This window comes from Nocardia vulneris, from assembly GCF_001613425.1.
Taxonomy (GTDB): Bacteria; Actinomycetota; Actinomycetes; order Mycobacteriales; family Mycobacteriaceae; genus Nocardia; species Nocardia vulneris.
In genome coordinates this window covers 101,731-117,499 of sequence record NZ_BDCI01000011.1, presented here as the reverse complement: position 1 = coordinate 117,499, position 15,769 = coordinate 101,731, and the positions used below count along the sequence as shown (strand labels likewise).

3 protein-coding genes are annotated in these 15,769 nt (G+C 72.2%); all 3 read right to left on the bottom strand.

What is annotated here, in order from left to right:
- Positions 1-50 precede the first annotated feature (50 nt).
- From entS to NVU01S_RS14815, 3 genes are read right to left on the bottom strand one after another with little or no spacing between them, the layout of a single operon-like run.
- On the bottom strand, positions 51-1,307 hold the full coding sequence (gene entS, locus NVU01S_RS14825; RefSeq protein WP_043677126.1) for an enterobactin transporter EntS: 1,257 nt from the start codon (positions 1,305-1,307) through the stop codon (positions 51-53).
- Positions 1,304-2,308 (bottom strand): Fe2+-enterobactin ABC transporter substrate-binding protein, encoded by a 1,005-nt coding sequence (locus tag NVU01S_RS14820; RefSeq protein ID WP_043677123.1) that lies wholly within the window; start codon positions 2,306-2,308, stop codon positions 1,304-1,306. The genes entS and NVU01S_RS14820 overlap by 4 nt, the downstream gene beginning before the upstream one ends.
- Positions 2,305-15,729 carry a non-ribosomal peptide synthetase gene (locus NVU01S_RS14815; RefSeq protein WP_052281041.1) on the bottom strand — a complete coding sequence of 4,475 codons (13,425 nt, stop codon included), beginning with the start codon at positions 15,727-15,729 and terminating at the stop codon, positions 2,305-2,307. Before NVU01S_RS14815 ends, NVU01S_RS14820 begins: the two co-directional genes overlap by 4 nt.
- Positions 15,730-15,769 lie beyond the last annotated feature (40 nt).

Genomic DNA, 15,769 nt, shown 5'->3' with positions numbered 1-15,769 from the left:
CCGCCCGTCGAGGTGAGCCGCAGGACTCGCCTCGACGGGCCGCACCGGTCCTAACGGTGCTCGGCCGCCTGCCGGTCGGCCGCCGAGGTAGCCAGCCAGACCGGACGCGAGACCACACACAGCAGCAGCCCGAATACCGCCGCGCCGCAGCCGTAGACGAGCAGCGCGGTGTCGGGGGCGAAGTACTGACCGAGCACGCCGGCCACCAGCGAACCGACGGCGGTGCCCGAAACCGCCTGCACCAGCCACAGACTCGACACCCGGCCACGCAGGTCGTCGGGTGTGTGCTGTTGCAGCACCGCGAAGCGGAAGGTGTCGTTCACCGCGCGCCCCAGGCCGAAGCCGGCCAGGCCGAGCACCGCGAAAACCGCGGTGCCGCCGACGCCCACCACGATCAGCGCGACGGGCAGCAGCACCACCGAGGCGAGCAGGGCCCGCCCGTTGCGGTGCACCCGCCCGGTCCAGCCGCTGGTGAACAGTCCGACCAGCGCACCGGCCGCCGGTGCGCCGTACAGCCAGCCGAGCACGGCCGGGCCCGCGCCCAGCACCGTGTCCGCGTACGCGGGCAGCAGCACCAGCGGACCGCTGACCAGCATCACGGCCAGCCCGACCAGCAGGGTGCCGCGCACGATCTGGTGACCGAGCGCGAACCGCAGGCCGGTCAGCAGCGCCCGCAACGGCGGCTCGTGCACCGAGCCGCTCGGCGGATGCGCGCCCACCTCTTGGAACAGCGTGACGGTGAGCGCCGTGGCGGCCGCCGCGACGAAGTAGGTCACCGAAACCCCGCTGGCAGCGATGATCACGCCCGCGAGGCCGGGCGTGACGACGGTGCCCAGCTCCGTGGTGAGCGTCATCAGCGCGCCCGCCGCCGCCAGCCGGTGCCTGCCGACCAGCGCCGGCGTCAGGGCCATCAGCGCCGAACTGCTCACCCCGCCCGCCACGCCGTCCAGCACCGCGGCGCCGTAGATCACCCACAGCAGTGGATGATCCAGCAGCGCGTTCACGCCGAGGATGAGGAACCCGACGCCGGCCAGCGAACGCGCCAGCTGAATGGTGCGCCGGCGATCGTGCCGGTCGGCCAGCACACCGCCGGACAGACTGCCCGCGAACATCGCGACCGCGGTCACCACCGAGACGCCCGCGACGTGCAGGCTCGACCCGGTGAGCTGATAGACCTGCACCGGCAGGGCCACCATGAGCAGCCCGATGCCGAGCAGCGAGATCAGCCGCGCCGCGAAGACATAGCGGAACGCCTTGCTGTCGCGCAGCGGCGAGATATCGATGACGAGGCGACGCAGCACGCTCATCCGAAGGTTTTCGCGATGGTGTCGAGCGTGGTCAGCGCGCCGTGGTAGTCGGGGCGGTAGCTGGTCGCGGGCAGCTCGTAGACCTTGCCGTCGCGGAACGCGGGCAGCCGCGCGTACAGCGGGTTCTGGCCCAGCTCGGCCGCGCTCGGCCCGCCCACCGGGATCACGATGGCCACCGGCGCGTCGGCGACCTTGTCCAGCAGTTCGAGGCTGACCTGGAAGGAGTCACCGGAGCCGTACAGTGCCGGGTTCCCGGCCTTGGTCAGCACATCGTCGGCGACGAAACCCAGTTCACCCAATTGGCTGGGCAGCGCCGCGGTCTGCGGCACCACGAACGGTTCCTTGTTGGCGACCGAGAGCAGGTAGACCACCTTGCCGGTCGGCACCTTGCCGGCCGCTTTCACCTGCGCGGCTTTGTCCCGGTAGGCGCTCAGCAGCGCGGGCACCCGGTCGGCCCGGCCGGACGCGTCCGCGACCATCCGCAGCTGCTCCTGCCAGTCGGTCACCTTGGTGGGCACCAGCACGGTCGGCGCGATCGCGGTGAGCTTGTCGTAGAGCTCGCCCGCCTGCACCGCGGTGATGCCCTGCCCGCCACCGATGATCAGGTCCGGATTCGCGTCGGCGACGGCCTCGATGTTCAGTTCCGCGCCGGCCGGTAACTGCTTGGTGCCCTGAGCCTTTGCCTTGTCCGCCCACTGCGGCGGGAAGCCGCCGTCGAGGTTGGTGATGCCGATGACCCGGGTGTCGGTGGCCACCACCGGCGCGTCGAGCGCGTACAGGTAGTCGGCCAGGCTGCCGCTGAGCACCACGATGCGCTGCGCCTCGTGCGGCACGGTGACCGCGCCGCGATCGGTGGTGATCGTCCTGGTGTGCTCGCCGGCCGCGGTGTCCTCGGACGACGAGCATCCGACCACGAGGCCCAGCGCCATGGTCAGTCCGCCGAGCAGGGCGACTGCCCGCCGCATGCGTCCGGCGCGGCCGGACGTTCGGGTCGACTTCATCGGTCTCCTTGTGTTGAACGAACTTTCATCTCCAGCTCGCGCTCGATCAACGGCGTGAGCTCGGCCCAGCCCGCCGCGGTGACGAGCCCGGCGTGGTCGAAGGGCAGATGGTGCACGACGGGGTCGAGCCCGAGTGCACGCCAGCCCGCGGCCAGTTCCGCACCCGGCGAGGCGACGGCATCACGCGGGCGATCGGCGGTGAACAGCGTCAGCGGGCCGGCGTAGTCCGGAACCGCCGACACCGCCAGCAGTCGTACGCATTCGGTGAAACCGGCGCGCAGCGCCTCGTGCAGGTGCGGGTCCGCGCTGCCGATCTCCGGTGCGAGCACGGTCAGCAATTCGGTGACATCCGAGTCGATGTCGTGTTCGGCCCCCGCCCGACGGCCGAGCGGTGCGGCATCGATCAGTCCCGCGAAGGCGATCTCCTCGCCTGCCGCACTGAGCTGGGCTGCCATGGCGTGCACCACATTTCCACCGAACGAGTAGCCGAGCAGGTGGTACGGCCCGCTCGGCTGCTGCGAGCGCACGGTGGCGACGTACTGCGCGGCCAGCTCGTCGATCGACGAGGCGGCCGGCGCCGCGCCGCTCAGCGTGGGCAGTTGCAACCCGAACACCGGCCGTCCCGCGGACAATCGAGCCGCCAACGGCAGGAACTGCCAGGCGAATCCACCGGCCGGGTGCACGCAGAACAGCGGCGGCGCGGCGCCGCCCGCACGCAGCACGAGCACATGTTCCCGGCCCGGGGCCGACGACTCCGGCTCGGCCGCGGCGCCCTGGGTGCGGTCCAGGTGTGCGGCCAGTTCCGCCACCGTCGGCCGGGCCGTCAGCGTGCCGAGCGAAATGGTCACGCCCAGTGCGCGATCCAGCGCGCCGAGCAGCCGCATCGCGCGCAGCGAATCGCCGCCGAGGTCGAAGAAACTGTCTTCGATATCCACCTCGGCGAGCTCGAGCACCTGCTCGAACACCGCGCAGACCGCCCGCTCCCGGGCCGTCTCCGGCGCCCGGCGCACCGTGCGGCGCTCCGGTTGCGGCAGTGCCGCGCGATCCAGCTTTCCGTTGGGCGTCAACGGGATCGCGTCGATCACCACGATCTCGGCGGGCACCAGCGCGGCGGGCACCTTGGCCCGCACTTCCGGGCGCAGATCACGAGGGGCACAGCCCGCGTCGAGCACCACGTAGCCGAACAGTCGTGCGGTGCCCGCGGAGTCGGCGCGGACCGTCGCGGCGGCCCGCCGGACGCCGGGCAGCGCGGCCAGCGCGGTCTCCACCTCGGCCAGCTCGATGCGCACGCCGCGGATCTTCACCTGATGATCGACCCGGCCCAGGTACTCCAGCTCCCCATCGGCCCTGCGGCGCACCAGGTCTCCGGTCCGGTACATCCGGCCGCCGTCGGGGGCGAACGGATCCGCGACGAACGTGCCCGCGGTCAAGCCCGCCCGATCCCGGTAGCCGATCGCGATGCCGTCACCGGACAGATACAGCTCGCCTTGCGCGCCGACCGGCACCTCGGCCAGACCCGAATCGAGCACCCGCACCTTGGCATTGCGCACCGGGCGACCCAAACAGGGTGTGGCACTGCCGGATACCGGCGAGCCGAGCGCGTTGATGGTGAACTCGGTCGGCCCGTACAGGTCGTAACCGGTGGCGACGGGATGTTCGCGCAGCAGCGTCCACAGATCCGGCGGCACCGCCTCACCGCCGAGCAGCACCAGGGCAGGCACATGCGCGCCGGTGAGCAGACCGGCCGCGAGCAATTCCCGTGCGTAGGAGGGCGTCACGTTGACCGCGTCGATGCCGACGTCCTCGTAGTGCGCGACCAGCGCGGCGGGCTCCAGGCGCGCCTGCTCGTCGATGACGTGCACCTCGTGCCCGGCGAGCAACCAGAACAGTTCCTCCCACGACATGTCGAAGGAGAACGAGACGGTGTGCGCCACGCGCAGCCTGCCCCGGTTCGCGCGGCGGTCGGTCGGGCCGAAGATCTCGTCGAGGTGGTTGTGGTACATCGTGGTCAGACCGCGATGACCGATCACCACGCCCTTCGGGCGACCGGTCGAACCGGACGTGTAGATGACGTAGGCCGGTTGATCGGCACAGCTCGGCCCGGCCACCGCGACCTCGGGCACCGCGGGCGGCGGCACGGCACCGTCGAGCACGCGCGCCACCTCGGGCTGATCGATGAGCAACTGCACCCGCGGTCCGCCGTCGCCCTCGATCACGCTCGCCCGATGGACGCCCGTGCTGATCAGGGCCGAGGCCGCACTGTCGGCGAGCAGCTCACGCAGCCGGGCGGGCGGGTGGGTCAGGTCCAGGGGCAGATACGCCGCCCCGGTGCGCATGACCGCGAAGATCGCCACCACGTGGTCGGCGATGCGCGGCAGCGCGAGCGCGACCACGTCGGTGATCCCCACCCCGCGGCTCGCCAGCAACCGAGCCATCCGGTCGACCCGATCGTTCAGCTCTCGCGCGGTCAGCGCGACCGGTCCGCACACCAGCGCGACGGCGTCCGGGGTCGCGGCGGCCCGTTCCCGCAGCAGCGCGTCGACGCTCCCGCCGGGCTGCCCGGGCAGCGGCACGTGCACCCGCTCCGGCGTGAACTCCGGCGCGGCGGCGACCGGCACCGCGGTGTCCGCGACCACCGTGCGGCCCGCTGCGGTGTCCGGTGCCGCGAGCTGTTCGAGGATGGCGACCAGGCGCGCCAGCATCTGCTCGGCCAGCCCGTCCGGGATCAGATCGGCCCGGTGTTCGAGGGTGATCCGCAGCGGATCCGACCCCGCACCCGGATCGACATCGAGAGTCAAGGCGTAGTGCGTGCTGTCCACCGCTTCGCGGCCGACCACGCCGGTGCGCGCGAAAACGTCTGCGGCGCCGCTCTCGTCGCGCGGCAGGTTGCGGAAGACGTAGAGCGTGTCGAACAGCGTCGGGTATCCGGCCGCGCGCTGGATGCGACCCAGGCCGAGCTGCTGATGCGCGACGAGACCACCCTGCTCGCGCAGCATCCGGCGCAGCAGTTCCAGCAGCGGCTCCCCCGGGCGCACCTGGACGCGCACCGGAATGGTGTTGAGCACCAACCCGATCATCCGTTCCGCGCCCGGCACCTCGGGCGAGCGCGCGGAGACCGTCGATCCGAACACCACATCGTCGAGCCCGGTGCTCGCGCGCAGCGCCAGTCCCCACGCGGTGGAGACCACCGTGGACAGGGTGACCTGGCCGTGCCCGGCCAGCGCGCGCAGCGCCGTGGAGGTCGCCGCGCTCAGTTCGATCCGGGACCGGCCCGGCAGCGGCGACCGGTCCGTGGCCCCGGTGCCGACGAGGGTCGGCTGCCGCAGCTCGGAAAGATAGGCGTGCCAAGCCTTTTCCGAGGCACCGTGATCCAGACCCGCCAGCCAGCGCAGCTGGTCGCGGAAGTCGGCGGCAGGTTCGAGCGCCGCGTCGAGGTCTGCGGCGGTGCTGGTTTCGGCCCGCTCGTAGAGGGTGAACAGTTCGGTGAACAGCAGGGCCAGCGACCAGCCGTCGATCAGCAGGTGATGCAGCGTGAAGACGGTGCGGCTGGTGCCGTCCGGCAAACGCAGCAGCACCAGTCGGATCAGCGGCGGTGCGCCGAAATCGAAAGGCGTGCGGTATTCCTCGTCCGCCAGCGCCGCCACGGCGGCCGCGGCGTCGTCGGTCGTGCTCAGATCGACTTCCCGGCACGGTGTTTCCCACGTATCCGGAATGAACTGCACCGGAGCGCCGAAGCCCGCGTGGGTGAATCCGGCCCGCAGGTTGGCGTGCCTGCGCAGCACCGCGTCGAGGGCGCGGCGCAACAGGTCGGCGCGGGCGGGCCGGGCGGCCTCGAACACGAAGCTCACCTGCATGTGGTACGCGTCCGATCCTGCGGCCCGATCGACCACGGACTGGAAGTACATGCCCTCCTGCAACGGTCCCAGCGGCAGCACCTCCTGCCACGCCGGGCACAGCGCGTCCAGGCGGGCGCGCTGGTCGGCGTCCACCGTGACGAGTTCCGCCGCGGCGACGGGTGCGGCCGCGGTGTCCGCCGGCGTCGCGGCCGCGGCCAGCTCGCCCAGGGTCGGGTGTTCGAACACGTCCGCGACGCTGAGCACCAAGCCGTGCCGCCGGGCCCCGGTCACCAGCCGCACCGAGGAGATGCTGTCGCCGCCGAGCGCGAAGAAGGCGTCGTCCGGGCCCGGCGCGGCGATGCCCAGCACCTCACCCGCCAGCCCGCACAGCGTCCGCTCGGCGGCGGTGCTCGGCGCGCGACGCGCGGTGTCGGTCCGGGTCGGCTCGGGCAGCGCAGCGCGATCCACCTTGCCGTTGAGCGTCAACGGCAACGCATCCAGCACCGCGATCGCCTGCGGCACCATGTATTCGGGGAGAATGCCCGCGACGGCGGCGCGGACCGCCGCCGAGTCGAGCGTGCCGCCCGGCGACGCGACGACGTAGCCGAAGAGCCTGCCGGTGCCCGCGCTGTCCGCGCGGACCGTGGCCGCCGCCCGCGCGACCCCGGCGACCGCCCGCAGCGCGGACTCGACGTCGCCCAGCTCGATCCGGAAGCCGCGCACCTTCACCTGATCGTCGCTGCGGCGCAGGTATTCCAGCCGTCCGGCGCGCTGCCGGACCAGATCACCGGTGCGGTACAACCGCCGGCCGGGCAGGTCCGGATCCGGCACGAAGCGCGCGGCGGTCAGTTCCGGCTTGCCGAGGTAGCCGCGAACCACTTGCGCGCCACCGAGATACAGCTCGCCCGCCACGCCCGGCGGTACCGGGCGCAGATGCTCGTCCAGCACTCGGGTGTGCACATCGGTCCACGGTGCGCCGATGGTGACCTGTTCGCCGTCGCACAGGTCGCGCGCCGTCGCCCACACGGTCGCCTCGGTGGGCCCGTACACATTCCGCACCGACCGGCAAGTGGCGACCAGCGCCACCGCGAGATCCGCGGGCAACGCCTCGCCGCCCACCAGCGCGCGCACTGCGGCCAGCTGCGGCGCGTCCTCGTGTTCGACCAGTACGCGCCACAGCGAGGGCGTCGCCTGCACGAGTGTCGCGGCGCTGTCGGCGATCAAGGCGTGCAACGCGTCCGGGTCCCGGACGGTGGCCCGATCGGCGAGCACCACGGTCGCGCCGACGGTCAACGGCAGCAGCAATTCCAGGACGGCGATATCGAAGGACACCGTCGTCACGGCCACGATCCGGTCACCACGGCCGATCCAGCCCGCCCCGCCGACGGTCTCGGCGAACGCCGCGAGATTCGCCGTGGTCACCATGACGCCCTTGGGCTTTCCGGTCGAGCCGGAGGTGTGGATCACGTAGGCCAAGCGCTCGTCGGCCGGCCGCGGCTGCGGTAGCACGACCGGATCCGGTTGTGCCGCAGCGTCGGCCAGCACCGTGGGCGGCCCGCCCGCGGGCAGCCGATCGGCGAGCTCGGAACTGGTCAGCACGCACACCGGGGTCGCGTCCGCGAGCATGTACGCGAGACGGTCCGCCGGGTAGTCGACGTCGAGCGGCAGGTAGGCGGCGCCGAGGCGCAGCACGGCGAGCAGTCCGGCGATCAGATCCGTCGAGCGGGCCAGCGCGACGCCGACCACCTGCTCCGGCCGCGCACCCGCGGCCAGCAGCCGCGCGGCGAGATCCGCTGTCCGCGTGTCGAGTTCGGCATAGGTGATCGAGTCCGCGCCACAGACCACGGCGACCGCGTCGGGGGTCGCCCGCACCTGGTCCGCGAAGCGCACCGCCACGCCGGGCGGCGTGGTCGAGCGCCGCGCCGGATCGCGCGCCGGATCGGTTGCGGCCAGGGCGGTTTCGAAGATGCCCGCGGTCGGCTCGGGCACGACCCGCTCGAGCACGGCGATCAAGCCGTCGACGAGCGCGTCCGCGGTCGCGGGGTCGAACAGGTCGGCGTCGACCACCAGGCGCAGGTTCGCCTCGTCCGGTGCGCCGGCATCGGCCAGCCACACCGCCGTATCGAAACGCGCGGCGGTGGTGACCGGGGGTACCGGCTCGACCACGAGCCCGCCGAGCTGCGGGGCGGGGGCCGCCGGTTCGTAGGCGACCATGGTCTGGAAGAGCGGATGCCGGGCCAGCGAACGCGGCGGAGCCACGGCGTCGACCACCCGCTCGAAGGGCGCGTCCTGGTGCGCCAGCGCGTCCAGCGCGGCGACCCGCACCCGGCCGAGCAGCTCCGCGAAACTCGGACGGCCGGTCAGATCGCAGCGGACGACCAGCGTGTTGACGAAATACCCTACGGTGTCACCGAATTCGCCCGCGTCGTCGTCCAGCACGCTGTCGCGATGCGACACCGTGCTGCCCAGCGGTATATCGCGCCCGGCGCCGAAAGCCGACCAGGTGGTGGCCACCGCCGCCTGCAACACCATCAGCGGGCTGACACCGTACGCGCCGCACAGTTCGGTGATCGCCGCGCGCAGCCCGGCGGGCAACGGCCGGAGCACGGTGTGCCCGCGGTACGCGGCCCGCGCCGGGCGCGGCCGGTCGAACGGCAGCTCCAGCTCGGCGGGCAGACCCGCGAGGGTGTCGCGCCAGTACGCCAGTTGCCCGGCATAGGCGTCCTGCTGCTGTCGGCGACGCTCGCGCGCCGCGTACTCGCGATAGTCCGTACCTGCCGGAGACCACTGGGGCGCTTCGTCTTTCACCCGCGCTCGATACGCGGTGTCCAGATCGTCGAACAGGGGACGCAGCGAGGTGGCGTCGAAGGCGATGTGGTGCACCACGAGGACCAGCACGTGGTCGTCGGGCGCGATCTCGAGCAGCGTGGCCCGCGCCGGCGCCGCGGCGGTGATGTCCACGGGCTGGGTCAGGCATGCCGCGATGGCCGCGTCGAGGCCCTCGGTCCCGATCGCGTGCCAGTCCAGTCCCGCCGCGTCGGCGGCCGCGAGCAGGTGCAGCGTGGCGGATCCGGCCGCGTCCTGCGGATAGGTGGTGCGCAGCACCGGATGTCGCGCCAGCACGTCGCGCCAGGCGGCGGCGAGCGCGTCGTTGTCGAGCGCACCGCGCAGCCGGACGACCACCGGCACGTCGTAGGTGGTGGACGGTCCTTCCAGCCGGTGCAGGAACCACAGGCGTTCCTGCGCGGGCGACAACGGCGCGCCGGTGCCCACCCGATCGAGCACTGCGGGCGTGAACTCCGTTGGGGCCGTTACTACTTCACCGTCCGTGGCGACCGCGCGCTGCCCGAAGCGCCGCTGATCGATCTGCGCCCGCGTCGCGAGGGTGCGCGCCGTCGGCGCGTCGAACACATCGGTGATCGCGACCCGGACGCCCAGCCTGCGCAGCCTGCCCACCAGGCGCATGGCCGTCAGCGAGTGCCCGCCCAGCGCGAAGAAGTCGTCGTCGGGACCGATCGAGGCGAGCTCGAGTACTCCGGCCGCGCCCTCGCGGATCGCCGCCAGCACCGCATCATCGGCGATACCGGGGCTGTCGATCACCAGCGGACGATCCGGTGTCCGGACCGGCGCGGTCGGCGTCACCCAGCCGGACATGTCGAGCAGTTCGCCCGTACGCGTGTCCTCGGCCTCGACCACGGTGCACAACACCTGCGCGATCCGATCGATGATCCGGCCGACCGTCTCGTCCGCGACGGCGGCCCGGTCGTGGTAGACCACCAGCTCCAACCGATCGCCGGGTGGGGCGAGCAGCGTGACCGGGTAGTGCGTGAGTCCGTGATTGTGGAAGCCGGTTATCCGCAGCTCGTGCGATTCCGGCTGTTGCGCACCGGAGTTCGGGAAGTTCTCGAACACCACCAGGGTGTTGAACAGCTGGCCCAGCCCGGCGGCGCGCTCGATCTCGGCCAGGCCCGCCTGCTCGAATTCCTGCATGGCGAACTGTGTTTCCTGCAGTTCGGCGAACAGGTCGAGCAGCGACCGCTCCGGCGCGAGGGTGCACCGCACCGGAATGGTGTTGGTGAACAGGCCGACCATGGCTTCGACACCGGGCAGCTCGGCCGGACGACCGGATACGGTCGCGCCGAAGACGACGTCGGCCTGCTCGGTGAGTTCGGCCAGCACGACCGCCCAGGTGCCCTGCACCAGGGTGTTCAGCGTCAACCCGCGGCGGCGGCCCAGCGCGACCAGCGCGGCGGCCTGCTCTTCGGACAGCGGAACCCGCACCTGCCGGAAGTCTTGTGCGCCGGTCGATGTCGTGGACAGCAGACTCGGCGCGGCCAGACCCGCCAGCCTGGCCGCCCACGCGTCGCGCACCGCGTCACGGTCCTGTTGGGCGATCCACGCCAGGTAGTCGCGGTACGCGGCGGGGGCGGGCAGTTCGGCGCGGTGGTAGAGCGCGAGCAGCTCACGCAGCACGATCGGGGTGGACCAGCCGTCGGTGAGCAGATGGTGCGCGTTGAGCACCAACCGGTGCTGCGCGTCCGGCAGGTGAATCAGCAAGGCGCGCAATAGTGGCGCGCGATCGACCAGGAAATGATGTGCGGCCGCTTCGGTTTCGAGCCGGTCCGCGGCGGCGACCGCGGCCCGCACGGGCAGTGCGGACAGGTCGGCGTAGCGCCACGGCATGCGCAGTGTCCGGGGAATAGCCTGCACGGGCCGGTCCAGCGCGGTGTAGTGGAATGCCGCACCGAGATTGGGGTGCCGGGCGAGTACCGCGTCGAAGGCCGTCGCCAGTCGCTGTTCGTCGAGTGGCCCGGTCAGATCGATCCGCGCGGTCAAGGTATACACGTCGGCCGCGCCGTCGCGGATCGCGTGGAACAGCAGACCCTCTTGCAACGGCGAGAGCGGCAGCAGTGCGGCCAACGGCCCGTGCAGCGCTTCCAGTTCGTCGATGCCGTCCTGCGTGGCCGGGACCTCGGGGCAGTCCGACGGCGTCAGCCCACCCTCGAACAGCACCGCGTGCGCGGCGAACGCCTCCAGCGCGAGTTCCCAATGCTCTTGCAGGGCGGTCACGGTCGCCGCGCCGAGCACCTCCCCCGCCGCCGTCCATTCCACGGCGAGCCTGGGCGCGCCCTGCTCGTGCACGAACGCGTTGAGCGCCAGCACCTCCGACAGCGCCTTACCCGCGGGCTCGCACACCGCGAACGGATCTTCTTCCGGCAGTTGCCAATCGGTACCAGGCGAGGCAGCGAACCGGCCGAGGTAGTTCAGCAGCAGCTCAGGGGCGGGTGTGCGCGCGAGATCGGGCGCGGTCCGCGGATCCAGGTGGCGCAGCACGCCGTAACCGACGCCGCCACCGGGCACGGCGCGCTTGGCCTCCTTCACCGCGCGCAGCAACCGGCCCGCCGCCGCACCACCGGCGAGGGCCTCGGCCAGTCCGGCCGCGGTGTCGATACCGTCGGCCGGCGCCCAGACCGGGTACTCACTGGTGAACCAGCCCACGGTGCCCGCGAAATCGGTATCGGCCGCCAAGGGGTCGCGTCCATGGCCCTCGACGGTGACCGGCCTGCCCGGCTCCAATGCGTCGCCGCGGCTGTGCCGCCACGAGTTCACCGCAAGCAGCAGGGCGGCGAGCAGGACATCGTCGGCACCGGCCCGATACGCCGCGGGCAGCGTGGTGAGCAGGGCCTCGGTGAGTGCCGGAGCAGCGAGCGTTCGGCTGCGCACCGCGCTTCGCGCGTGATCACGGCGCGGATCCAGCGCCCGTTCGCCCAGCGGGGTCGTCGTCGCGCGACCGAGCGCCGCCCGCCAGTGTTCCGCTTCCGCGGCATGGATTCCGGCCGTACCGGCCTCGGCCAGCATCGTGGCGTAGCGCCGCCACGAACTGCTCTTGGACACCAGCTGCAAGGGTTGCCCCGCGCGCGCGGCCTGGCACGCGGCATGCAGTTCGGGCAGCAGTATCCGCCAGGAAACACCGTCGACGGCAAGGTGATTGGCCACCAGGATCAGCCGATCCGGTGTGCCCGCCGGGGTCCGGGCCAGCGCGACGCGCAGGCAGCGGCCGTCGCGCGGGCTCAGCTGATCGGCGAGATCCTGTGCCAGGTCCGGTATCCGGGAAACGTCCTCGACGGCCGGCTCGCTGAGAATATCCGCGGCCGGAACCGAGCCCGGCGCACCGATGGTGAGCGTCGGCGGCGTCGTTTCGGTGTCCAGCACCGCACGCAGCGCGTCGTGCCGGTCGAGCATGGCCTGCACCCCGGTCCGCAGATCCGCGAAATCCAGCGTCTCGTGCAGGGTGAGCACGGTCCACTGGGCGTACCCGGCGATCGCCGCCTCGTCCGGGTTCGCGGCGAGCAACGCGCGCACGATCGGCGGCAGCGGGACCGTGCCGGTCGGCTCGTCGTCGGTCGCCGTGCGCGGCTCGTCGGCGAGCCGGTCGGCGGTCGCGGCGATGGTGCCCAGATCGCCCTGCGCCAGTATCGCTTTCGGCTGGACGAGCAGGCCGTGCGCGCGCAGCCGGCTGCTGACGCTGATCGCCGTGATGCTGTCGCCGCCGAGCCCGAAGAACTCGTCGTCGACGCTCACCGCCGGGCGGCCGAGCACCTCGGCGACCACGGCGCATACGGCGCGCTCACGATCGGTGCGCGGCGCGCGTCCGCGCGAAACCAGTTGCGGCGCGGGCAGGGCCGCGCGATCCAGCTTGCCGTTCACGGTGGTCGGCAGCGCGTCCAGCACCACGAGCACGGACGGAACCAGATGGTCGGGAACGGTTTTCGCGAGCCGGTGCCGCAATTCGTCGGCCCCGTCGAGCCGCTGTCCCGACGCGGGTACGAGATAGCCGATCAGCTGAGCCAGGCCCGCGGTGCTCCGGATCACCGCCGCGGCGGCGGCCACCCCGGGCAGCGCGCCGAGGATCGCCTCGACCTCGCCCAACTCGACCCGGTGGCCGCGGATCTTCACCTGATTGTCGCCGCGGCCCAGGAATTCGTAGCCGAGGCCGGCGCGCCACCGGGCGCGGTCGCCGGTGCGGTACATCCGCGCGCCGGGCGCGCCGAACGGGTCGGCGACGAACCGCTCGGCCGTCACGACCTGGCGGCCGAGGTATCCGCGCGCCAATTGCGGACCGGCGAGGTACAACTCGCCGACCTCCCCGTGCGGGACGGGCTGCAATGCGCTGTCGAGCAGATAGGTACTCGTCCCGACCAGCGGGCCGCCCACGTGCGGCACGGACCCGGATACCGGCGCACTCAGCGCGTCGACGGTGGCTTCGGTGGGGCCGTACATGTTTCGCGCGGCCACGCCCGAGGCGACGATGGCCTCCCACAGCGCGGGCGAGGCCGCCTCGCCGCCGAAGAGCAGCAGCTGCGGGCGATGTCGCGCGCCGAGCATGCCGTTGTCGATCAACGCGGCGGCCATCGACGGCGTGGTGTCGACCACGTCGATCCGGTCGGCGGCGAACGCGGCCACCTGCGCGGCGGCGTCGCGCTGCAATTCGGCGTCGTAGAGGTGCACCCGATGCCCGCACAGCAGCCACAGCAGCTGATCGAGCGCGGCATCGAACGCGAAGGACGCGGTGTGTGCGGTGTGTAACTGCCTGCCGCCCACCCGATCCGCCGCCTCGGCGTAGATGGTCGAGCGATGATGGTGCAGCAGATGCGCCGCGCCGCCGGAACGAACCAGGACGCCCTTGGGACGCCCGGTGGAGCCGGAGGTGTAGACCACATAGGCCAGATGTTCGGGGTGGCGCGGCGCGGCCAGCTCCGCCGCGGTCAGCGGACCGTCCGGCGCACCGTCGATCAGTGCACGAACGGCACTGTCCGACAAGCGGATCGGGGCCGGCCTGGCGTCACCGGCCAGCACCTCGGCCAAGGCGTCCACCGCGAGCACCTGCACCGGGCGGGCGTCGTCGACGATATCGCGCAGCCGCTCGGTCGGGTGCTCGGGATCGAGCACCAGATGCGCCGCGCCCGCATGCTGCACGGCGAGCATCGCCACCACGATCTCGGCCGTTCTGGGTAGCGCGAGGCCGACGATGTCGTCGGGCCCGACGCCCTTGCCGCGCAGGAACCGCGCCAGCTGATGCACCTGCCTGCCGAGATCGGCTGCGGTGAGCCGGGTTTCGCCCGCGACCAGGACGACGCGCTCCGGGTACGCGGCGACCATCCGATCGAAGGCCGTGGACAGGTCTTCCGGCGTACCGGGCAGCGCCGCGCTCGCCCGCTCCGCGAGAATCCGCTCCGCGTCCGCTTGCGGATAGGGCGCGACCCGTCCGATCGTCCGATCCTGTCCGTCGGTGAGTTCGCCGATCATCCGGACCAGTCCGGCCAGCCGCCGCTGCACCGTCTCCGCGTCGACCGAGCGGGCGTCGACCTCGAAGCCGAGCTGGATCCGTCCGCCGGACAGCGGGGTGACGGTGAGCCCGAGATCCTCGGGCGGACCGCCGGCCACATTCCGCAACGTGCCGACGGCGCCGGCGAAATCGAGGGCGACGTCGAAAGCCTTGAGATTGATGCCGATACCGTGCAGCAGCGCGCCGGTCTGCGCGGCGCCGAACTCGCGAGCCAGGTTCTCGCCGCGGTAGCGCTGGTGCGCCCGCAGTCCGCGCAGGGCGTCGGCGACCCGTCGGCTCAGCGCGCCGATCCCGTCGTGACCGGACACCGCGAGCCGCAGCGGCAGCACGTTGACCGCCATGGACGGTGTGGTCAGGGCGGTGCGCCCGACGCGAGCCATCACGGGCAACGCGATCACCACGTCGGTCTCGCCGAGCAGCCGGTGCACGAATCCCGCGTAGCCGCCGACCAATACGTCCGCCCAGGTGGTGCCGGTCGCCTCGGCCACCGCACCGACCCGGGCCATGAACTCGGCGTCGAGCACGGCGCGCGCCTGATGCGTGCGCTCCGCCGGTCCGTCCGGTTGGCTGCCCCGCCCGTCCAGCGACGGCAACGGGGTGAGCAGGTCGCGCCAGTACGCGCGATCCTGTTCGAACTCGGGTCCGGCCTGGTACGCCGCGTCCTCGGCGACCAGCGTCGTCATCGAACCCCAGCGCACCGGCGCGACGGCGGTGCCGCGCACCAGCGCGGTGTAGTGGGCGGCCACCCGGCGCGAGACCAGGGCCGCGCTGTACCCGTCGATGATCAGGTGGTGGTAGAGCTGGATGCACCACACCTCGTTGTCCGACAGGCGCAGCAAGGTGTAGTTGAACAGCTGCCGGTCGACCATCCCCCGGCAGGCCCGCGCGGCCCGGACCCGCTCCGCCTCGACCGCGTGCTGCGCGGCGGCGGTCGGATCCGCCTCGCCGCGCAGATCCACGGTCGGGCGCAGCTGTGCCGCGGCGTCGGTGATCCGCTGCCGCGGCCCGTCCGCACCGTCGCTGAACCGCAAACGCATGGTGTCGGATTCGGCGATCGTACGGCGGATCGCGGTGTCCAGCAGGTCCAGATCGATGGGTTCCGGTCCGGCGATCTCGAGCACCTCACCGACCAGGTAACCGAGGGTGTCGGGGTCGAGGCGTTGAGCGTTCCAGATCCCGAGTTGCGCTCCGGTCAAAGCGAATTCATCGTGCCCGTGCACCGCCGGAAGATCCGTCACAACCCATTCCTCAATCTCGAGCCACACACGTTCAACGCCT

Excerpts from the sequence above, each read along its gene's own strand:
- entS (WP_043677126.1), bottom strand. The coding sequence starts at position 1,307 with ATGAGCGTGCTGCGTCGCCTCGTCATCGATATCTCGCCGCTGCGCGAC.
- NVU01S_RS14820 (WP_043677123.1), bottom strand. The coding sequence starts at position 2,308 with ATGAAGTCGACCCGAACGTCCGGCCGCGCCGGACGCATGCGGCGGGCA.